Here is a 20,914-nt window from a genome sequence, read left to right on the forward strand (position 1 = left end):
CGGGGCCCGGCAACCGGTGGCTGCCAGACTGGCGAGCATGTCCACCACCCCGTCCCCGGTCGTGGCCGTGGTCGGGGCGACCGCCACCGGCAAGTCCGACCTCGGCGTGGCCCTGGCCCTGGCGCTCGGGGGCGAGGTGGTCAACGCCGACGCCTCCCAGCTGTACCGGGGCATGGACGTGGGGACCGCCAAGCTGACCCCCGCGGACCGCCGGGGCGTGCCCCACCACCAGCTCGACGTGCTCGACGTCCGCGAGGAGGCGAGCGTCGCGGCATACCAGGCAGCTGCCCGGGCCGACCTGCGGGCGGTGCGCGCCCGCGGACGCGTCCCGGTGGTCGTCGGGGGGTCCGGGCTGTACGTGCGGGCGCTGCTGGACCGGCTCGAGATCCCCCCGACCGACCCGCGGGTGCGGGCCCGCTGGGAGGCCGAGCTCGAACGGGTGGGGCCCGAGGCGCTGCACGCCCGGCTCGCGGCGGTCGACGACGTCGCGGCGCGGGGGATCCAGCCGCGCAACGGGCGCCGGATCGTGCGCGCCCTGGAGGTCGTCGACCTCACCGGGCGGCCCTTCAGCGCCACCATGCCCACCCGCGAGCACGTGGAGCCCACGGTGGTGCTGGGGCTGCGGGCCGCGCGCGGGGTGCTGGACGACCGGATCGCCCGGCGGACGGAGGGGATGTGGCGCGCGGGCCTGCTGGAGGAGGTGCGGGCCCTGGTCGGGCAGGGGTTGCGGGAGGGGCGTACGGCCTCGCGAGCCGTCGGCTACGCCCAGGCACTGCGCGAGCTCGACGGGGAGCTGGACCGGGAGGAGGCGGTGGCCGAGACCGTCCTGGCCACCCGCAGGCTGGCCCGTCGGCAGGAGCGCTGGTTCGGGCCGGACCCGCGCATCCACTGGCTCGAGCACGACGCGCCCGACCTGGTGGAGCAGGCCCTGGCCGTGGTCCGCGGACGGGGCTGACCGGGCCTCGGGCTGGGGGGCGAGGGTCCCGGGGTGCCACGGCACCTGGGCCGGGGGCGAGGTGCCGTGTGCCGTCAGCCGCGGCGCACGCAGAGCACCCGGAAACCCTTGCTGCTGGCCTCCCGCGTCACCCGGACCGGCCCCATCCGATCGGGGAGCGTGGTCTGCAGCCAGGTCTGCAGCGAGTCGGCGCCGAGGTTCTTCTGCACCACGAGGTATGCCGTGCCCTCCGGGGCCAGGCGGGGCAGCCAGGCGGTGAGCATCCCGTGGAGCACCTCCTTGCCCACCCTGATCGGCGGGTTGGACCACAGCAGGTCGAAGCGCCGCTCGGCCGGCACCTCCTCGGGGGTCAGGACCTCGACGCGGTCGGCGACGTCGAGGGCCACGGCGTTGCGCCGGGCCAGTCCAGGGCCCGCTCGTTCACGTCGACCGCCAGCACGTGCGCCCCCGGTGACTCCAGGGCCATCGTCAGTGCCAGCGGTCCCCAGCCGCACCCGAGGTCCAGGAACGACCCCTCCGGCGGAGGAGGAGGGACCTCGGCCAGCAGCACCCGGGTGCCCCGGTCGATGCCGTCGGGGGAGAAGATCCCGCCCGCGGTCACCACCTCCACGTCCCGGCCGGCCAGCCGGACCGGCACCCGGCGCAGCTCGCCGTCGGAGGCCGGCCTGGCGGTGAAGTAGTGGTCCTGGGGCGGGGACATGGCCGGGAAGTCTACGGGTTGACGGGCAGGACGCCGGGGCGACGGGCGCAGGCTCCGGTGCGGGGGGTCCGGTGCGGGCGGGACGCGGGTGCGGTGCGCACGGGCGCGAGGTTCCGGTGCGGACGGGGACGGGCCCCGGGCACAAATCCGGTGGTCCTCGACGTTGTCCTCTGGGAAGGTGGGGATCAGCAGCAGCTCCACCGCATACCCCGTGCCTGACCCGAAGGAGACCATGGCGCAGCCGCAGGACCACCCCACCCCCACCCGCAGCAGCGTGTTCGAGGAGGACGCCTGGGGACAGGGCACCGTCGACGTCGACGGGACGTCCGAGCACCACGACGGCCACGACGAGCAGGCCGGCCACGACGAGCGGGCCGGCCACGGCGACCGCGTCGGCCACGGCTACCGGGCGGACCACCCCGACGGTGACCAGCTGGACCGGGAGGAGCGAGCGGCGCTCCAGCGCGTGGCCGGCCTCTCGACCGAGCTCGAGGACGTCACCGAGGTCGAGTACCGCCAGCTGCGCCTGGAGCGCGTCGTCCTCGCCGGGGTCTGGGCCGACGACGGCCGGACCACCGCCGAGGACGCGGAGAACTCCATGCGCGAGCTGGCCGCCCTGGCCGAGACCGCCGGCTCGACCGTGCTCGACGGCGTGGTCCAGCGCCGGCTCAAGCCGGATCCGGCCACCTACCTGGGGTCGGGCAAGGCCAAGGAGCTGCGCGACCTGGTCGCCGAGCACGGCGCCGACACCGTCATCTGCGACGGCGAGCTGGGCCCGTCCCAGCGCCGTGCCCTCGAGGACGTCGTCAAGGTGAAGGTCATCGACCGCACTGCGCTCATCCTCGACATCTTCGCCCAGCACGCCAAGAGCCGCGAGGGACGGGCGCAGGTGGAGCTGGCGCAGCTGCAGTACCTGCTGCCACGCCTGCGCGGCTGGGGCGACTCGATGTCCCGCCAGGCCGGTGGACGGGTCGCCGGCGGTGAGGGCATCGGCTCCCGCGGGCCCGGTGAGACCAAGATCGAGCTGGACCGGCGGCGGATCAACACCCGGATCGCCAAGCTGCGCCGCGACATCACTGCGATGAAGACGGTCCGCGACACCAAGCGCAGCTCGCGCCGTGCCCACAAGGTGCCCAGCGTGGCCATCGTGGGCTACACCAACGCCGGCAAGTCCTCCCTGCTCAACCGCCTGACCGGGGCGGGCGTGCTCGTGGAGGACCAGCTCTTCGCCACGCTGGACCCCACCGTGCGGCGGGCCGAGACGGCCGACGGGCGCACCTACACCCTGTCCGACACTGTCGGGTTCGTCCGGCACCTGCCGCACCAGCTCGTCGAGGCCTTCCGCTCCACGCTCGAGGAGGCGGCGGGGGCCGACGTGCTGCTGCACGTCGTCGACGGCTCCCACCCCGACCCCGAGGGTCAGATCGCCGCGGTCCACGAGGTGCTGGCCGAGGTGGACGACGGGGCCGCGCTGCGGCTGCCCGAGATCGTCGCGGTCAACAAGGCCGACGTGGCCGACCCCGAGGTGGTCGACCGCGTCGTCCGGATGCACCCCCGGGTGGTCGTCGTGTCGGCCCGCACCGGACGCGGCGTGGAGGAGCTGCGGACGGCGCTCGAGGAGACCCTGCCGCGGCCGGAGATCCTCGTCGACGTGCTCCTGCCCTACTCGCGGGGCGACCTGGTCACCCGGCTGCACGAGGAGGGCGAGGTGCTCTCCGAGGAGCACACCGGGGAGGGCACCCGCCTGCAGGCCAAGGTCGACGAGAACCTGCACGGCCATCTCGCCGGGTTCGCCGTCTGACGCCTAGTCTGGCCCGGTGACCACCGCCGAGCACCGACGTCTGGCCGACTCCGACGACTCCCGGGCGCCCTGGCGCCGCTGGGGCCCCTACGTCTCTGGACGGCAGTGGGGGACCGTCCGGGAGGACTACTCCGCCGACGGGAACGCGTGGGCGCACTTCCCGTTCGAACACGCCCACCTGAGGGCCTATCGCTGGGGCGAGGACGGGATCGCCGGCCTGAGCGACCTCGAGGGGCACCTCAACGTCGCCGTGGCGATGTGGAACGGGCAGGACGACCGGCTCAAGGAGCGGTTGTTCGGGCTGACCAACCCGCAGGGCAACCACGGGGAGGACGTCAAGGAGTACTGGTGGCACCTCGAGGGGCTGCCCACCCACTCCTACGCCAGCACGCTCTACCGCTACCCGCAGGCGGCCTTCCCCTACGAGGAGCTGCTGCGGGTCAACGGCGAGCGCGGCGTGCAGGACCCCGAGCACGAGCTGGCCGACACGGGGGTGCTGGACGAGGACCGGTTCTTCGACGTCGTCGTCACCCACGCCAAGGCGGCCCCCGGTGACCTCGTCGTCGAGGTGACCGCGACCAACCACGGCCCTGAGGCCGCTCCGCTGCACCTGCTTCCGCAGGTGTGGTTCCGCAACACCTGGTCCTGGGGCCTGGACGACCGCCGCCCGCAGCTGTGGCGCGACGACGTCGCGGCCGGGCCGGGCGACGGTGGCGTTGTCGTGCGGGGCGAGCACCACGAGCTGGGAAGCGTCACGGTGCGGGCCGAGGGGTCGCCGCGGACCCTGTTCTGCGAGAACGACACCAACGTGGCCGCCCTGCACGGTGAGGACGCGGTCCCGGCCGGGCACACGGCATACCCCAAGGACGCGGTGGGCCGCGCGGTGGTGCACGGGCAGGCCGACGCCTGCAACCCCGAGCAGCGGGGGACGAAGATGGCGTTCTGGTGGTCCTTCGACGCGGTCGCCCCCGGGGAGAGCGTGACCGTGCGGCTGCGGCTGACCGAGGGCGAGGGTGTGACTGCCGACGCCCCGGGCGACGCGGAGGTGGTCGACCTGCGGCGGCAGGAGGCGGACGAGTTCTACGCCGCCGTGCTGCCGGAGGGCACGGACGGGGAGGACGCGCTCGTGGCGCGCCGCGCGTTCGCCGGGCTGCAGTGGTGCAAGCAGCTCTACCTCTACGACGTGACCCGGTGGCTGCAGGGCGACCCCGGCCAACCGCCGCCGCCCCCCGGGCGCGAGCGGAACAGCGACTGGCGGCACGTGAACTTCGCCGAGGTCGTCTCGATGCCCGACGAGTGGGAGTACCCCTGGTTCGCGACCTGGGACCTGGCCTTCCACTGCGTGGCCTACGCGCACGTGGACCCCTACTTCGCCAAGTGGCAGCTGCTGCTCATGTGCCGCGAGTGGTCGATGCACCCCAACGGCCAGCTGCCGGCCTACGAGTGGAACTTCTCCGACGTCAACCCGCCGGTGCACCCGTGGGCGGCGTGGCAGGTCTACTGCATCGACGGTTCGCGCGACCGGGTCTTCCTCGAGCGGGTCGTGCTCAAGATGCTGCTGAACTTCCCGTGGTGGGTCAACCGCAAGGACGCCGACGGCAGCCACGTGTTCGAGGGCGGCTTCCTGGGGCTGGACAACATCGGGCTGTTCGACCGGTCCGACCCGCTCCCCGACGGGCAGCGGCTGGAGCAGGCCGACGCCACCGCCTGGATGGGGCTGTTCTGCCTCAAGATGCTGCGGATGTCGATGGAGCTGGCCCGCGAGGACCCGGCGTGGGACGAGATCGCCACCAAGTTCCTCGTCCACTTCCTCTCCATCGCCCAGGCCATGGACGACATCGGCCGCGGTCACGCCCGCCTGTGGGACGAGGAGGACGAGTTCTTCCACGACATCCTCACCACCGACGACGGGGAGGTGAACCGGATGCCGGTGCGCTCGATGGTCGGACTGCTGCCCCTGTCGGCGGTCGCCATCGTGCCGGACTGGGTGGTCGACGAGCTCCCGGACCTCACCGACTTCTTCGACGGGTGGACCCGGCGGCGCCCCGAGCTGCAGGACGCCCTGCTGCACACCAACCACGACGGGTGCGCCCTGCGCACGCTGTCGATGGTCGACCGGCGCCAGTGGCGGGCTGTCGTGCGGCGGATGCTGGACGAGGGCGAGTTCCTCTCGCCCGGTGGGCTGCGGTCGTTGTCGGCCGCCCACCGCGACGGGGTGCAGGTGCACGTCGGCGGCTCCGACCTGGGGCTGGCCTACGTGCCCGGTGAGTCCGACTCGCGGATGTTCGGCGGCAACTCCAACTGGCGCGGCCCGGTGTGGATGCCCGTCAACGCGCTCCTGACCGACGCGCTGCGCACCTACGGGCGGGGTGCCGGGGCGGGCCGGCCGGTGGAGTACCCCACCGGCTCCGGCGAGGACGTCGCGATCGACCAGGTGGCGGCGCGGATCGAGCGCCGGCTGGTCGGGATCTTCCGTCCCGGCCCGGAGGGCCGTCGCCCCTCGACCCCGGTGCACCACCCGACCGGTCCGCTGTGGGACGCGCATCCGACCTTCAGCGAGTACTTCGACGGCGACTCCGGGGTCGGCCTCGGCGCCTCCCACCAGACCGGCTGGACCGCGCTGGTGGCCCACTTCGTCTGCGCGCCGGACGGGATCGCCAACCGCTGAGACCGGACCCCTCGTCCTGCCGCCGGCGACGCCCGCTCCGGGGGCGGGTGCGGGACACCCCCGCCGGACGCCCGCGCCGCCGACCCACGCCCGCTCCGGGGGCGGGTGCGGCATACCCCCGGAGTAGCCTGGAGCCGGAGGTGAGCGGCGTGATCCGCACCGCGCTGGTGGTCGACGACGAGCCGCAGATCCGCGCCCTGCTGTCGGCCTACCTGACCCGCGACGGGTTCGTGGTCCGGGAGGCGGGCACGGGCGCCGAGGCGCTGCGGCAGGCGGGCCTGGAACCCCTGCCCGACGTGGTGCTGCTGGACGTCGGGCTGCCGGACCTCGACGGCGTCGAGGTCCTCCGACGTCTGCGCCGCGATCGGGACCTGCCGGTGGTGATGGTCAGCGCCAGGACGGAGGAGGGCGACGTCCTCATGGGGCTGGCGGCGGGGGCCGACGACTACGTCACCAAGCCGTTCCGCCCCCGGGAGGTCGCCGCGAGGGTGTCGGCGGTGCTGCGGCGCGCCGCGCCGCCCGTTCCGTCGGCTCAGGACGCCGTCACCGATTCGGAGGTGCTCGCCTTCCCCGGGTTGCGCATCGACCGGGCCCGCAGGGAGGTGCGGCGGGACGACAGCCTGCGCCCGCTGTCGGCCCTGCAGTTCGACCTGCTGTGGGCGCTCGCCGAGCATCCGGGACGGGTGTTCACCCGCGACCAGCTGGTGCAGCGTGTGTGGGGCTACGACCACGTCGGCGACGAACGGGTCGTGGACGTGCACGTGCGCAGCCTGCGCCGGGCGCTCGACGACGACGCCGCGGCGCCCCGGGTCGTCGGGACGGTGCGGGGGGTGGGGTACAAGTTCCTGCCGGTGGCGTCACCGGTCGACGGGCAGGCTGTCCCGTCAGGCAGCGGTCCGTGAGCTGGTGGCGCTCGCTGCGGGCCCGCCTCGTCCTCTCGCACGTGCTCGTGGCGCTGGTCTCGGGCCTGGTCACCGTGGTCGTGCTGCGTCTGGTCGCCCTCCAGCGGTGGGACCGGGCGATGGGGATGGGTGCGGGCAACGGTGCGCGGCACGGTGCGGGCGGCGACGGCGCTCCCGGTGGACCGGCCGGCATGGCCGGCTTCCGGGCGGAGTTCGTCGACAGCGTGGACCGGGCCGTCCTGGTCGGCGTGCTGGTCGGCCTGGTGGTGGCGATCGTCCTCGGTGTCGTCGCGGCCCGTCGGACGGCCCGGCCGCTGGAGCAGCTGCGGACGGCGACCCGACAGCTCTCGCTCGGACGGTATGCCGTGCACGTGCCCCGTCCGGGGACGACCGAGCTGGCCGACCTCGCGGACGACGTGCGCCAGCTGGGGGAACGGCTGGAGGCGACCGAGGCCCGGCGGGCCCGGCTCATCGGCGAGGTGGCCCACGAGATGCGCACGCCGCTGACCGTCACCCGTGGGTACGCCGAGGCGATGCTCGACGGGGTGGTGCCGGCGGACGAGGACGGGCTGGGCAGGGTCGTGGAGCAGACCCGACGGCTGGAGCGGCTGGCCGAGGACCTCAGCAGCCTGTCCCGGGCCGAGGAGGGCAGGCTCGAGGTCCGGGTCGTTTACGCCGACCTCGCGGAGACGGTGGGTTCGGCGGTCGAGGCCGTGCAGGCCCGGGCGGCCGGTCAGGGCGTGCGGGTCCGGGTGGCCGGGCCGGCGTCCCTCCAGGTGCCGCACGACCCCGACCGGATCGCGCAGGTGGTGACCAACCTGCTGACGAACGCGCTGCGGGCCAGCGCGGACGGCGAGGAGGTCCGGGTCGTCGTCACCGGTCCGCGGGACGGTGACGGGACGGGTCCGCGGGACGATGCCGGGACCGGTGCCGTGGCGACCGTGGAGGTCCTCGACCAGGGTGTGGGGCTGCGACCCGGGGAGGAGGAGGCGGTCTTCGAGCGCTTCTACCGCGGGGAGCGCGGCGACGAGGGGACAGCGGGCGAGGACGGCGGCTCGGGCATCGGACTGACGATCGCCCGCGCGCTCGTCCGGGCCCACGGCGGTGAGCTCGTCGCGGCGAGCGACGGCCCGGGCAGGGGTGCCCGGTTCGTGGCCACGCTGCCCCTGGACGGCTCGCCGGCGGCCCAGCCCGAGGGTTAGGTCGCGACCCGACCGACCGCTGGCCCGCAGGAGCCGGACGGTCGACGGCTGGCCGCCCGCCCGCCCGGACAGACGGACTGCTGACCTGCCTGCCCGCACCGACCGACCGCTGAGCCGCCCGCCCGGACAGACCGACCGACGAAACGAGTGGACGGGTTGTGCGCCCGAATCGTCCCGATCTGGGGCACAACCCGTCCACTCGTTCGCTCACGCCAGGCGCCACGTGCCACGCCCGGGCGCCGCCGTCGGTGAGGCCGGGTGGGCCGACGTCCCGGACGGACAGGCCCGAACGTGCGGAGCGGGCGGCACGAGCTCTGTGCCGCCCGCTCCGACCTGCGGTCAGGCGTCGTCCGCGTCCTCGGTCGTGGTCATCGGGCAGTCGCCCGTGCCGTTCCCGTGGTGCTGACCGCCCTGGCCCTGCTGGGCGCCCGGACCGTTCATCGCCGGTCCGCGCTGCCCGCCCGGGCCCTGCTGCAGGCCGGGGCCGGCTCCACCCGGGCCCTGCTGCATGCCCTGCCGCAGGCCCTGGCCGCGGTCACCCGGCTGCATCCCTGGGCCGGGGCCGCCCTGACGGCCGCCGCCGGTGCCCGCCATGTCGGGCAGCTCGCCGGCCGCTGCGGCCTCGAAGGCCGCCAGGTGGTGCTCGGAGGCGTTGAGCAGGTGGCCCAGCACCCGGTCCACGTCCTCGTCGTCGATCTCGTCGATGGTGGACTGCAGGTGCGCGATGTCGGCGGTCTCCAGCTCGATGCCGACCTCGAAGGCAGCCTCGGGGCTGACCAGACCGCGCTCGAGCCAGTCGTCGTACATCGTCTGGATCTCGTCGTTCTCGAACTCCCCGGGGACCTCATCCTCGGGCAGCGTGCCGTCCTTGAGGGTGATGAGCTGGGCCACCGCGTCGTGGTGGCGCTGCTCGGAGACCTCGATCTGCGTGAACGGCGCCAGCCCGTCGTGGGCCTCGCCCAGCTCGTCGTAGAGGTCGCGGGCCATCCGCTCCTCCTCGAGGTTGAACTGCAGCGCGTCCAGCACCTCGGTCGCGGTCCCGCCCTCGTCGGTGCCGTCGTCGCTCTGCGCGATCGCGACACCGGTCCCCAGGGCGAGGGCCGTGCCGACACCGGTCGCCAGCAGCGTGCTCATGAACCTGGTCCTGGTCCTCGTGGTCATCGGTCGTCCCTTCTCTCGTGGTCCTACAACCGAGTCAACGCCCCCGCGATGAAGGCCTCCCGGTGCCGTCCGTGAAGATTCGATGAAGGCGGTCGTGGTTCGGGACCGGGACGGGCGCGGCATACCCTGGCCCGATGGTCAAGGTCACCCAGCGCCGCCGCGTGACCCGGCTGTCCGCGGACGGGTCGGTGCGCGAGCGGGCGGACACCCTGGCGGGGGAGGAGCCGCTCGAGGTCCGGGTCGGAGGCCGGCCCCTGTCCGTGACGATGCGCACCCCGGGCTCGGACTTCGACCTGGTCGTGGGGTTCCTGCACGGCGAGGGCGTGGTGCACGACTGGGCGGACGTCGCGCAGATCGACTACCGCTCGGGCATCGGAGCCGACGGGCAGCGGGACTACAACGTCGTCGACGTCACGCTCGCCGAGGGGGTGGCGCCGCCCGACCCCTCGCTGGAGCGGCACGTCTACACCTCCAGCTCCTGCGGGGTCTGCGGGACGTCCTCGATCGAGGCGGTGCGGCGCACCGGCGGGCACGACCTGACGGACGACCGCGCGGCACACCCCCTGGCCGAGCTGCTGGCCCTGCCGGACCGGTTGCGCGAGGAGCAGCAGGTCTTCGACCGGACCGGCGGGGTGCACGCCGCGGGCCTCTTCCTGCCGGGCCCGGAGGGGCTGGAGCCCGTCTGCGTGCGCGAGGACGTGGGACGGCACAACGCGGTCGACAAGGTGGTCGGGTGGGCCCTGCGGGAGCGGGGTATGCCGTTGCGCGGCTCGGTGCTGCAGGTGTCCGGGCGGGCCTCCTTCGAGCTGGTGCAGAAGGCTGCCCTGGCCGGTGTCCCGCTGCTGTCGGCCGTGTCGGCGCCGTCCGCGCTGGCGGTCCAGCTGGGGGAGGAGCTGGGGATGACGGTGGTCGGGTTCAACCGGGGGAGCAGCCTGAACGTGTACTGCGGGCGGGAACGCGTGCTGGCCTGACGGTGGGAGGCCGCCGTTGTGGCCGGTCGGTGAGGTCGGGATGTGTGGCCGGTCGGTGAGGTCGGGATGTGTGGCCGGTCGGTGAGGTCGAGATGTCCTGACCTTCATCGGCGTGCAGGCCGATGCCGGTCCGATGAACGCGACCTCACCTCGTTGCGGGGCCGTCGGGGTTCTCCCAGGTGGAGGCGTCAGGCTGGGTGGATGAGCATCCAGGAGCAGGACCGGGCCGTCTCCGCCGGATCGACGGCGGCAGGGGCGGGTCGTCGCGAGCCCGCCTGGCCCGCCGGCCTCGTCGGGGTGGCTGCCGGTGCGGCCACGCTCGGGGTGGCCGAGGTGGGGGCCGGGGTGGCCGTGCGGCTGCTGGGGGCGACCGGGACACCCTCTCCGCTGCTCGCGGTGGCCGGGGCGTTCGTCGACCGGACGCCAGCCTGGCTGAAGGACTGGGCGGTCGCGACGTTCGGCACGGCCGACAAGATTGCCCTCGGGGTCGGGATCGGGCTCACCCTGCTCGTCGTGACCGCCCTGGTGGGAGCGCTGGGACGCACCTCTCGTGCCCTGTCCGTGGGCCTGTTCCTCCTCGTCGGGGCGCTGGGGCTCGGAGCCGTGCTGTCCCGCCCGGACGCCATGCCCGTCGACCTGTGGCCGACCCTGGCCGGTCTGGCCGTCGGCACGGCCGTGCTGCTCGTCGGGCTGGGGCGGCTGCACGGGCGGACGGGGGCCGGGCTCCCCGGGCACGGCGACGACCCGGCCGAGGGTCCGCGGCCTGCCGGCGGAGCCACCCCCGGTCCGGTGGCCGGGCGCCGCGGAGTCCTCCTCGCGGCCGGCGGCGTGGGGGTGCTGGGGCTCCTGGGCGTCGTGGCCGGACAGGCGCTCACCCGCACGGGCAGGGTGGCCGGTGCCGCCGTCCGTGCCCTCGGCCTGCCGGTCCCGGTGCGCCGGGTGGAGGTCCCGGCGGCGGCGTCCGCGACGGTGGAGGGACAGACGCCGTTCCTCCTCACCCCCGTCGACGACTTCTACCGGATCGACACCGCGCTGTGGGTGCCCCGGGTCGACCCGGCGACGTGGACCCTGCGGGTCACCGGACTGGTGGAGCAGGAGGTCGAGATCAACTGGGCCGAGCTGCTCGAGGAGGACCACGTCGAGGCGATCGTCACGCTCACCTGCGTGTCCAACACCGTCGGCGGGCCCCTCGTCGGCAACACCGTGTGGACCGGATGGCCCGTGCGCGAGCTGCTCGCGCGCGCCGGGGTGCGGCCGGAGGCGGACATGGTCCTCTCGCGCAGCGCCGACGGATGGACGGCCGGGACGCCGATCGAGGCGCTGACCGACGACCGCGAGTCCCTGATCGCCGTGGCCATGGACGGGCAGCCGCTGCCGGCCGAGCACGGTTTCCCGGCCAGGCTGGTGGTGCCCGGCCTCTACGGGTACGTGTCGGCGACCAAGTGGGTCACCGAGCTCAAGGTCACCCGCTTCGACGCGGACGAGGGCTACTGGACCCCCGCGCGGATGGGCCGAGCGCGGACCGATCAAGACCGCCTCGCGCATCGACGTGCCCCGCAGCGAGGCCCGGGTGCGGGCCGGCGAGGTGGCGGTGGCGGGGGCGGCCTGGGCACAGCAGCGAGGCATCAGCGCCGTCGAGGTGCGGGTGGACGACGGCCCCTGGCAGCAGGCGGAGCTGGCCGCCCAGCCCAGCGACGACGCGTGGCGGCTGTGGAGCTGGACCTGGCCGGACGCCGCTCCCGGCCGGCACCAGCTGACCGTCCGCGCCACCGACGGCACCGGCGAGGTGCAGACGGACCGTCCGGCGGCGCCCGCCCCCGACGGGGCCAGCGGCTGGCACGCGGTCGAGGTGACGGTCGTCGAGGACGACTGACGCAGGGGTGGCGTCCGCGCGCCCGGGACCGGACCGCGCTGCACCTCCGGAGCTCACCGGCCAGGCGGCTGCAGCTCACCGGCCAGGCGGTTGCGGACCGCACCTGCCAGCCGCTGTGGACGGGACGGGTTCACCGTCGGCGGGACGGCATACCCTTGACCGGTGCCCGACCACCCCGACCTCGCAGAGCTCCTGCACGCCGCCGTGACCGCGGTGGGTGGCAGCGAGCGCCCCGGGCAGGTGCAGATGGCGCAGGCCGTGGCCCGGGCGGTCGAGCGTGAGGAGCACCTGCTGGTGCAGGCGGGGACAGGGACCGGCAAGTCGCTGGCCTACCTCGTGCCGGCCGTCGCCCACGCGATGGCCACCGGCAAGCCGGTCGTCGTCGCGACCGCCACCCTGGCGCTGCAGGCCCAGATCGTCGACCGCGACCTGCCCCGCGTCGCCGAGGCGCTGCGGCCCCTCCTGGGTCGCCGTCCCACCTACGCCCTGGTCAAGGGTCGGTCCAACTACGTGTGCCGGCACAAGGTCGTCGGCGGGTTCCCCGAGGACGACGAGGACGCGCTCCTGGCCGTGGGGGCGGTCGACGCCGACCGGTCGCGCCTCGGCGCCGAGGTCGTGCGGCTGCGGGGAATGGGCCGAGGTCACCGAGTCCGGGGACCGCGACGAGCTGGTCCCCGGCGTCGGCCAGCGGGCCTGGCGGCAGGTGTCGGTCACCGCGCAGGAGTGTCTGGGCAGTCGCTGCCCGGTGGTCGCCGAGTGCTTCGTGGAGCAGTCGCGGGAGGTTGCGCGGGAGGTCGACGTCATCGTCACCAACCACGCGTTCATGGCCATCGACGCGTTCGAGGGGCGGTACCTGCTGCCCGACCACGACCTGCTGGTCGTCGACGAGGCGCACGAGCTGACCGACCGGATCACCTCGACGGTGACCGACGAGCTGACGACCTCGTCCGTGTCGGTGGCGGCTCGGCGCGCGGGCAAGGGGGGGGAGGCCGCCGGCCGGCTCGCGGACACGACCGACCTGGTCGCCGACACGCTGGAGGACCTGCCCGAGGGACGGCTGACCCGCCTGCCCGAGCGTCTGGTCCAGACCCTGCAGCTCGTGCGGGACTCCGCCCGGGCCGCACTGTCCGAGATCAAGCCGGACAAGGGGGCCGAGGTCGACGGGTCCACGCAGCTGGCGCTCGCGGCCGTGGAGGAGGTGCACGACGTCGCCGAGCGGGTGCTGGAGGAGCGCGAGCTGGACGTGGTCTGGCTGAGCAAGGACCCGCGGCGGGGACCGGTCCTGCGGGTGGCGCCGATGAGCGTGGCGATGGCCGTGCGGGAGAAGATCTTCGCCGAGCGCACGGTGGTCCTCACCTCGGCCACCATCGAGCTGGGCGGCAGCTTCGACGCCGTCGCGGGCACGCTGGGGCTGCGGGGGACGGGGTCCCCGGCGTGGACCGGGCTGGACGTCGGCTCGCCGTTCGACTACCCGCAGCAGGCCATCGCCTACGTGGCCGCCCACCTGCCCGCACCCGGCCGGGACGGTGCGGCCCCTGTGGTCTTCGACGAGATCGAGGCGCTGGTGCGGGCCTCCGGGGGGCGGACCCTGGGCCTGTTCAGCTCCCGCCGGGCCGCCGAGGCCGCGGCCGAGCAGATGCGGGAACGGCTGTCCGACACCGGGATCAGGGTGCTGTGCCAGGGGGACGACCAGACCCCGACCCTGGTGCGGGAGTTCGCCGGGGACGCCAGCACCTGCCTGTTCGGGACGATGTCGCTGTGGCAGGGCGTGGACGTGCCCGGCCCGGCCTGCCAGCTGGTCATCATCGACCGCATCCCGTTCCCGCGTCCGGACGACCCCCTGTCCTCCGCCCGCTCCGAGGCCATCTCGCGCACCGGCGGCAACGGCTTCATGAGCGTGTCGGCCACGCACGCGGCCCTCCGGCTGGCGCAAGGGGCGGGCCGGCTGGTGCGCCGGGGGGAGGACCGCGGGGTGGTGGCCTTCCTCGACCCGCGGATGATGACCGCCCGCTACGCCTCGTTCCTGCAGAGGTCGCTCCCGCCGTTCTGGCCCACGACCGACCGCGACCTCGTGCTCGGCGCGCTGCGACGGCTGGACGAGACGGCCGGCGAGGTCGTCCCGGTCGCGGCGCCACCGCCCGCGGGCTCGGCGGGGCCTCCGCCGCGGGTCCCGTCGCCGTGGACGTCCCCGTCGCCCGGTCGCCCCGGACCGCCGTCACGGGGGGCCACGCATGGTCCACCGCGCAGGACGAGGAGCTGCGCGACGGGCTGGAGGCCGGCATCACCGTCGAGGAGCTCGCCGAGCATCTGGAGCTGGCGCCCGACCTGGTGACGGCGCGGATCAACCAGCTGGGCCTGAGCCGCGCCGGCTGACCCGCGCCGGTCGACCCCGGCCGGGTGTCCGGCCGGTCGACCCGCGCCGGCTTCCCCACGCCATACCCCGACGGACTTCAGCCCATCATGAGCTCGAAGCCGAAGTAGGCGGCGAGGTTGAGGGCCACGAAGCCGACCGCGACCAGGGCGAGGATGCCGGCCGGCACCCAGCCGCGACGGTCACCGTGCCGGGCCGCCCGACGGGCGAACCAGGCGGACACCACCGCAGGGAGGAAGAAGACCAGCAGCGCGGGCACGCTGGAGACGAGGACCGCCCACGGCGGAGGCTCCACGGTGCCCCCGACGGGATGGCCGAGGAGGGAGGCCAGGCCCTCTCCGACGACGAACGCCAGGACGAAGGCGACCGGCAGCAGGAGCATGCTCAGCCACGCGTTGCGCACGTCGTGGTGGACCCGGTCCTCTCCCGCAGGACGCCGGGTGGGGGTGGTGGTGGTCGACGACATTCCGCACCTCCTTGTGCGAGGTGGGACCCGGGGACCCCGGGTCCCACCTCCATCGTCCTCCCGGCTCGTGCACGCCACAAGGCTGCGGCTGTGTGCCGTGGGACACGCCCGTCGGTGGGCCGTGGCAGGCTGGGGGCCATGAGCATCCCCACGCTGGCCCTCGTCCAGGGACCGGAGGAGATCCTCGCCGAGCGGGGGGTGGAGTCGGTCGTGGAGGCCGTGCGCGTCGCGGAGCCGCAGGCCGAGGTCGTGCGCCTCTACGCCGCCTCCTACCAGCCCGGCGAGCTGGGCGTGCACGCCAGCCCCAGCCTCTTCGGCGGCTGGACGGTCATCGTCGTCCACGACATGGACGAGGCCGACGACGCGTTGATGGAGGACCTGCTGGCCTACCTGGCCCGGCCCGCCGACGCCGTCACCCTCGTCGTGCGCCACAAGAGCGGCAACCGCGGCAAGAAGGTGCTCGACACCCTCCGGTCGGGAGGTGCCCGCGTCGTCGAGGCCAAGGCCGTGAAGTCCGAGGCCGACAAGCACGCCTTCGTCAAGCACGAGTTCCGCGTCGCCCGTCGCAAGATCCACGAGGAGGCGGTCGGTGCCCTCGTCCAGGCCGTCGGCAAGGACCTGCGCGAGCTGGCGGGCGCCTGCGCCCAGCTGGCCCGCGACGTCGAGGGTGCCGTCGAGGTCCAGGACGTGCACACCTACTACGGGGAGAAGGTCGAGACCACCGGGTTCAAGGTGGCCGAGGCGGCGCTCGCCGGCGACCAGGCCACCGCGATGGCCCTGCTGCGGCACGCGATGAACGGCGGTCTGGACCCCGTCCCGCTCGTCGCCGTCCTGGCCATGCAGCTGCGCCAGGTGGGCCGGGTCGCGGCGGCCGGGCGCGGCAGCTCCACCCAGGTCGCCCGGGACCTGGGCATCGCTCCGTGGCAGGTCGACCAGGCGCGCCGCGTCGCCCAGGGCTGGGACGGCCTCCGCCTGGGCCGGGCCGTGGAGGCCGTGGCCCGCGCCGACGTGGACGTCAAGGGCGGTCTGCGCACCGAGGCTGCTGTCAGGTCACCGGAGCACGCCGTGGAGCGAGCCGTCCTGCAGGTCTGCAGGGCGCGGCACGGGGACGAGCCGTGAGCGGCGAGGAGCCGCGTGCGGTCTGGCACCTGGCCGAGCGGTCCCACTGGGAGCAGGCCCTGGCCTCCGGGTCCTACGAGCGCTCGACCCGCGGTGCCGACCTGGACGAGGTCGGGTTCGTCCACGCGTCCTACCCCGAGCAGCTGCCCGGCGTCGTCGCCGCGCACTACGCCCGGGCCACCGAGGAGCTGGTCGTCCTGGAGATCGACGTCACCCGGCTGCCGGCCACGACTCCCGTGAAGCTCGAGCCGGCCGACCCGGCCGACCCGGACGGGGAGCGCTTCCCCCATCTCTACGGGCCGGTGCCGGTCGGCGCCGTCGCGCGGACCCGCCCCGCCCGGGTGGAGCGGGGCTGGCTCGACCTGGGCGGGTGGGAGCCGGGGCCGGGCGGGTAGAACCCCGGGGATGCACCGGGTCGAGCCCTCCCTGGTCGAGCCCTCCCTGGTCCAGCCCTCCCGGGTCCAGCCCTCGTCGAGGGGGTCAGCCCTCCGCCAGGTCCTCGGACCGGCTGAACGTCACCTCGACCTGGATCTCACCGGCGAGCCGCTCCAGGTCCGCGCGCAGGGCGTCGGTGTCGGCGCCTTCGGGGACGGTCGCCACGACCGTCGCCTCGAAGAGCTGCCCGCCCGCCATGGGGGCCTCGACGGTCCGGGTCTCCAGCTCGGCCACGTTGAGCCCGTGGTCGGCCAGGACCGAGGAGATGGAGCGCACGATCCCGGGCTGGTCGTTGCCCATGATCTCGACCAGCACCGGCGTGCCGCCTGCGTCCCCGCCCTCGGCCGGCAGGGTCCCGCCCGGCCGGACGGAGACCTCGAGCAGACCCGTCAGCGGCTCGAGCGCGGCACGCAGCTCCTCGGTGCGGTCCGCGGGCACGGAGACCACCACCACCCCGGCGAAGGTGCCGGCCAGCTCGCTGAGCCGGCTCTCCTCCCAGTTGCCGCCGTGCTGGTCGACCACGTCGGCCAGGGCACGCACGAGACCGGAACGGTCGTCGCCGACGACCGTGAGGACGAGCTGGGTACGCATACCCCGATGGTAGCGAGGCCTGGGGCCCGGCGTCGGAGTTGGGACGCGGGCCCCGGCGCTGCTAGATTGGGTGGTCGCGTGCGCGCTCGGTCGTGCGCGCACCGCAAGCAGCATCACGCGCGGTCATCCGCCAGGGCCCCCCACGCCTCACGTTCCGGACCGCGCGATGTCGCCCTCACGACATCCACCGACGACTGAAGCAGGAAGACACTTCGTGGCAAACATCAAGTCCCAGATCAAGCGCGTCAAGACGAACGCCAAGCGCACGGAGCGCAACCGGGCGCACAAGTCCGAGCTGCGCACCTGGATCCGCAGGTTCCGCGACGCCGCGGACAGCGGTGACACCTCCGCCGCCGAGGAGGCCCTGAAGAAGGCCTCCACCAAGCTGGACAAGGCCGTCTCCAAGGGCGTCATCCACGCCAACCAGGCGGCCAACAAGAAGTCGGCGATGGCTCGCCGCTTCAACCGCATCGGCGCCTGAGCCTCCGCTCCCGTGCCGACGGGCGCTCCTCCCACCGGGAGGGGCGCCCGTCGTCGTCCCGCCCGCACCGCAGCTGCGCAGGTGCGCACCGGCCGGCGACCCCGGCGAGGTATGGGGCGCGCGTGCCCCCTGCGCTACCATGAGGCCACCATGACGACCCGTTGCGTGCTCCTTCTTACGCAGCCGCGCTGACGACGCACCACCCAGCGCGGCTGACCCCTCCTGAGCGAGGGGCTTTTTTGTGCACCAGCAACGACGACCCGTGAGCACCGACGCGACCAGAGGACGACGAGGCACGATGAGCGAGCGCATCCCCCAGCACCGGTACACCGCCGAGCTGGCCGGCCGGATCGAGGCGACCTGGCAGGACCGTTGGGAGGCCGACGGCACCTTCCACTCGGCGAACCCGGCCGGTCCGTGGGCCGAGCCGGACGACCCGCGGCTGCAGACGGGCCACCGCTACATCATGGACATGTTCCCCTACCCCTCCGGGACGGGGCTGCACGTGGGCCACCCGCTGGGTTTCATCGCCACCGACGTGCACGCGCGCTACCTGCGCACCACCGGGATGAACGTGCTGCACACCATGGGCTTCGACGCCTTCGGGCTGCCCGCCGAGCAGTATGCGGTGCAGACCGGGCAGCACCCGCGCACCACCACGGAGCGCAACATGGAGGTCTACCGCGGGCAGCTGCGCCGGCTGGGGATGGGCCACGAGCAGCGCCGCAGCTTCGCCACCATCGACCCGGACTACTACCGCTGGACCCAGTGGATCTTCACCCAGATCTACCACTCCTGGTACGACCCGGAGGCTCCCGCGCGCACCGGTGACGGCACCGGACGGGCCCGACCGATCGACGACCTGGTCGAGCAGTTCGCCACCGGGCAGCGTCCGACCCCCGACGGCCGGCCGTGGGCCGACCTGTCCCGGGTCGAGCAGGCCCGGGTGATGGACGGCCACCGCCTGGCCTACCTCTCCGAGGCGCCCGTCAACTGGTGCCCGGGGCTGGGCACCGTGCTGTCCAACGAGGAGGTCACGGCCGACGGCAAGTCCGAGCGTGGCGACTTCCCGGTCTTCCGCCGCAGCCTGAGCCAGTGGAAGATGCGGATCACCGCCTACGCCGACCGCCTGGTCGACGACCTGGACCGCCTGGACTGGCCCGAGAAGGTCAAGCTCATGCAGCGCAACTGGATCGGCCGCTCCACCGGCGCCCGGGTGAGCTTCCCGGTGGCCACCACCACCGGGGACGCCGAGGGCATCGAGGTCTTCACCACCCGTCCCGACACCCTCTTCGGCGCCACCTTCATGGTGCTGGCCCCGGAGCACCCGCTGGTGGACCGCCTGGTCCCCGACGCGTGGCCGGAGGGCACCCGGGAGGCCTGGACCGCGGGGGAGGCCTCCCCCCGGGCCGCGGTGACGGCATACCAGCGTCTGTCCTCCACCCGCTCCGACATGGAGCGGCAGGCCGACACCAGGGCCAAGACGGGGGTGTTCACCGGTGCGTTCGCGACCAACCCGGTGACCGGCACCCGGATCCCGGTCTTCGTCGCCGACTACGTGCTCATGGGCTACGGCACCGGCGCGATCATGGCCGTGCCGGGGCAGGACCAGCGCGACTGGGACTTCGCCACCGCCTACGACCTGCCGATCGTGCGGACCGTGCGGCCCGCGCGCCCGACCACCCCGAGGACCAGGCGTTCGTCGGGGAGGGCCCGGCGATCAACTCCGCCAACGACGAGGTCAGCCTGGACGGGCTGGACGTCGCCGAGGCCAAGGACCGCATCCTCACCTGGCTGGTGGACAAGGGCCTGGGCGAGGCGACCACCACCTACCGGCTGCGCGACTGGCTGTTCAGCCGGCAGCGCTACTGGGGCGAGCCCTTCCCCGTCGTCTGGGACGAGGAGGGCGTGGCCCACACCGTGCCCGACCACCTGCTGCCGGTCGAGCTGCCCGAGGTGCCGGACTACTCCCCGCGCACCTTCGATCCGCAGGACGCGGACTCCTCCCCGGAGGCGCCGCTGGCGCGGGCGACCGACTGGGTCGAGGTCGAGCTGGACCTCGGCGACGGCCGCGGCGTGCAGCGCTACCGCCGGGAGACCAGCACCATGCCCAACTGGGCAGGCTCGTGCTGGTACTACCTGCGCTACCTGGACCCGGCCAACGACCAGGCCCCCCCGTCGACCCGGCCGTCGAGCGCTACTGGATCGGCCCGCGCCCCTCGCCGGTGGCCGGTGCGCCGGCCGGGGCGAGCGACCCCGGCGGCGTGGACCTCTACGTCGGCGGCGTGGAGCACGCGGTGCTGCACCTGCTCTACTCCCGCTTCTGGCACAAGGTGCTCTTCGACCTGGGCTACGTCTCCAGCGAGGAGCCGTTCCGCCGGCTGATCAACCAGGGCATGGTCGAGGCGTGGGTCTACCGGGACGAGCGCGGCTTCCCGGTGCCCGCCGCCGAGGTCGAGGAGCACCCGGACCCCGAGGGCGGGGCGCCCACGTTCACCTGGCAGGGGGAGGCGGTCACCCAGGAGTACGGGAAGATGGGCAAGTCGCTGAAGAACGTCGTCACCCCCGACGAGATGTGCGAGCAGTACGGCGCCGACACCTTCCGCGTCTACGAGATGAGCATGGGGCCCCTGGAGCAGTACCGTCCCTGGGACACCCGGGCGGTCGTGGGGTCGATGCGCTTCCTGCAGCGGCTGTGGCGCAACGTGGTCGACGAGGAGAGCGGTGAGCTGGTCGTCGTCGACGCCGACCTGGACGAGCAGACCGACAAGGCGCTGCACCGGACGATCGAGGGGGTGCGGGCCGACTACGAGGCGCTGCGCACCAACACCGCGGTCGCCAAGATGATCGAGCTGAACAACCACCTCACCAAGATGGACGCCGTGCCCCGTGCCGCCGTCGAGCCGCTGGTGCAGATGGTGGCGCCGGTCGCCCCGCACGTCGCCGAGGAGCTGTGGTCGCGGCTGGGCCACGGGACCTCGTTGGCCTACGAGCCCTTCCCCGAGGCCGACCCGGCCAAGCTGGTCGAGGACACCGTGACCTGCGTGGTGCAGGTCAGGGGCAAGGTGCGCGACCGGCTCGAGGTGGCGGCCGACATCGAGCCGGCGGCGCTGGAGGCGCTGGCGCTGGCCAGCGCCAAGGTGCAGGCCGCGACGGGTGGCGCGCCGGTGCGCAAGGTCGTCGTCCGCCCGCCCAACCTCGTCAACGTCGTCGTCTGA

Annotated in this window: 13 protein-coding genes and 3 pseudogenes; 12 read left to right on the forward strand and 4 right to left on the reverse strand. The window is 74.0% G+C overall.

Annotation, left to right across the window (positions count from 1 at the left end):
* Positions 1-37 precede the first annotated feature (37 nt).
* Positions 38-955, forward strand: coding sequence for a tRNA (adenosine(37)-N6)-dimethylallyltransferase MiaA (miaA, locus tag ACQ95T_RS05305; protein ID WP_425939960.1), 918 nt, complete (start codon positions 38-40; stop codon positions 953-955).
* Positions 956-1,029: 74 nt separating this feature from the next.
* Here the strand turns inward: miaA and ACQ95T_RS05310 are convergent.
* Positions 1,030-1,655 (reverse strand): annotated as a pseudogene (locus ACQ95T_RS05310) (class I SAM-dependent methyltransferase).
* 232 nt (positions 1,656-1,887) lie between these two features.
* Here ACQ95T_RS05310 and hflX point away from each other — a divergent pair.
* The 4 genes from hflX to ACQ95T_RS05330 all read left to right on the forward strand — a co-directional run bounded on the left by hflX (position 1,888) and on the right by ACQ95T_RS05330 (position 8,228).
* The gene (hflX, locus tag ACQ95T_RS05315; RefSeq protein ID WP_425939963.1) at positions 1,888-3,456 is read left to right on the forward strand and encodes a GTPase HflX; all 1,569 of its coding nucleotides are present in this window, start codon (positions 1,888-1,890) and stop codon (positions 3,454-3,456) included.
* Positions 3,457-3,472: 16 nt separating this feature from the next.
* On the forward strand, positions 3,473-6,124 hold the full coding sequence (locus ACQ95T_RS05320) for an MGH1-like glycoside hydrolase domain-containing protein (protein ID WP_425939965.1): 2,652 nt from the start codon (positions 3,473-3,475) through the stop codon (positions 6,122-6,124).
* A 140-nt stretch (positions 6,125-6,264) separates the two neighbouring features.
* Positions 6,265-7,026 (forward strand): response regulator, encoded by a 762-nt coding sequence (locus ACQ95T_RS05325; RefSeq protein WP_425939967.1) that lies wholly within the window; start codon positions 6,265-6,267, stop codon positions 7,024-7,026.
* Positions 7,023-8,228: a sensor histidine kinase gene (locus tag ACQ95T_RS05330; protein WP_425939969.1), complete on the forward strand. Its 1,206-nt coding sequence runs from the start codon at positions 7,023-7,025 to the stop codon at positions 8,226-8,228. The genes ACQ95T_RS05325 and ACQ95T_RS05330 overlap by 4 nt, the downstream gene beginning before the upstream one ends.
* Before the next feature lie 339 nt (positions 8,229-8,567).
* Here the strand turns inward: ACQ95T_RS05330 and ACQ95T_RS05335 are convergent, their stop codons facing one another.
* Positions 8,568-9,389, reverse strand: coding sequence for a DUF2202 domain-containing protein (locus ACQ95T_RS05335; protein ID WP_431473608.1), 822 nt, complete (start codon positions 9,387-9,389; stop codon positions 8,568-8,570).
* Positions 9,390-9,523: 134 nt separating this feature from the next.
* Here ACQ95T_RS05335 and fdhD point away from each other — a divergent pair, with 134 nt between their 5' ends.
* The 3 genes and pseudogenes from fdhD to ACQ95T_RS05350 all read left to right on the forward strand — a co-directional run bounded on the left by fdhD (position 9,524) and on the right by ACQ95T_RS05350 (position 14,606).
* Positions 9,524-10,360 carry a formate dehydrogenase accessory sulfurtransferase FdhD gene (gene fdhD / locus ACQ95T_RS05340; RefSeq protein ID WP_425939972.1) on the forward strand — a complete coding sequence of 279 codons (837 nt, stop codon included), beginning with the start codon at positions 9,524-9,526 and terminating at the stop codon, positions 10,358-10,360.
* Positions 10,361-10,561: 201 nt separating this feature from the next.
* Positions 10,562-12,514 (forward strand): molybdopterin-dependent oxidoreductase, encoded by a 1,953-nt coding sequence (locus ACQ95T_RS05345; protein WP_431473609.1) that lies wholly within the window; start codon positions 10,562-10,564, stop codon positions 12,512-12,514.
* Positions 12,396-14,606 (forward strand): annotated as a pseudogene (locus ACQ95T_RS05350) (ATP-dependent DNA helicase). The gene ACQ95T_RS05345 and the pseudogene ACQ95T_RS05350 overlap by 119 nt, the downstream one beginning before the upstream one ends.
* Positions 14,607-14,683: 77 nt before the next feature.
* Here ACQ95T_RS05350 and ACQ95T_RS05355 read toward each other — a convergent pair.
* Entirely contained in the window at positions 14,684-15,070 is a 387-nt protein-coding gene (locus tag ACQ95T_RS05355; RefSeq protein WP_425939978.1) for a hypothetical protein, read from the reverse strand.
* A gap of 138 nt (positions 15,071-15,208) precedes the next feature.
* Between ACQ95T_RS05355 and holA the strand changes: the two genes are divergently transcribed.
* On the forward strand, positions 15,209-16,189 hold the full coding sequence (holA, locus tag ACQ95T_RS05360) for a DNA polymerase III subunit delta (protein WP_425939980.1): 981 nt from the start codon (positions 15,209-15,211) through the stop codon (positions 16,187-16,189).
* Positions 16,186-16,584, forward strand: coding sequence for a DUF952 domain-containing protein (locus ACQ95T_RS05365; RefSeq protein WP_425939982.1), 399 nt, complete (start codon positions 16,186-16,188; stop codon positions 16,582-16,584). Before holA ends, ACQ95T_RS05365 begins: the two co-directional genes overlap by 4 nt.
* Before the next feature lie 85 nt (positions 16,585-16,669).
* On the opposite strand, the gene ACQ95T_RS05370 is transcribed toward ACQ95T_RS05365, so the two are convergent.
* Positions 16,670-17,215: a glycine cleavage system protein R gene (locus ACQ95T_RS05370; protein ID WP_425939983.1), complete on the reverse strand. Its 546-nt coding sequence runs from the start codon at positions 17,213-17,215 to the stop codon at positions 16,670-16,672.
* Between the two features lie 214 nt (positions 17,216-17,429).
* On the opposite strand from ACQ95T_RS05370, the gene rpsT reads away from it, so the two are divergent.
* The gene (gene rpsT, locus ACQ95T_RS05375; protein WP_425939985.1) at positions 17,430-17,696 is read left to right on the forward strand and encodes a 30S ribosomal protein S20; all 267 of its coding nucleotides are present in this window, start codon (positions 17,430-17,432) and stop codon (positions 17,694-17,696) included.
* Between the two features lie 298 nt (positions 17,697-17,994).
* Positions 17,995-20,914: pseudogene (gene leuS, locus ACQ95T_RS05380) on the forward strand (leucine--tRNA ligase).

It is taken from the genome of Ornithinimicrobium carbonis (genome assembly GCF_050703245.1).
Classification (GTDB): domain Bacteria; phylum Actinomycetota; class Actinomycetes; order Actinomycetales; family Dermatophilaceae; genus Ornithinicoccus.

Coding starts and splice junctions, on each gene's coding strand:
- miaA (WP_425939960.1), top strand. CDS start 38: ATGTCCACCACCCCGTCCCCGGTCGTGGCCGTGGTCGGGGCGACCGCC.
- hflX (WP_425939963.1), top strand. CDS start 1,888: ATGGCGCAGCCGCAGGACCACCCCACCCCCACCCGCAGCAGCGTGTTC.
- ACQ95T_RS05355 (WP_425939978.1), bottom strand. CDS start 15,070: ATGTCGTCGACCACCACCACCCCCACCCGGCGTCCTGCGGGAGAGGAC.
- fdhD (WP_425939972.1), top strand. CDS start 9,524: ATGGTCAAGGTCACCCAGCGCCGCCGCGTGACCCGGCTGTCCGCGGAC.
- ACQ95T_RS05370 (WP_425939983.1), bottom strand. CDS start 17,215: ATGCGTACCCAGCTCGTCCTCACGGTCGTCGGCGACGACCGTTCCGGT.
- ACQ95T_RS05345 (WP_431473609.1), top strand. CDS start 10,562: ATGAGCATCCAGGAGCAGGACCGGGCCGTCTCCGCCGGATCGACGGCG.
- holA (WP_425939980.1), top strand. CDS start 15,209: ATGAGCATCCCCACGCTGGCCCTCGTCCAGGGACCGGAGGAGATCCTC.
- ACQ95T_RS05335 (WP_431473608.1), bottom strand. CDS start 9,389: ATGACCACGAGGACCAGGACCAGGTTCATGAGCACGCTGCTGGCGACC.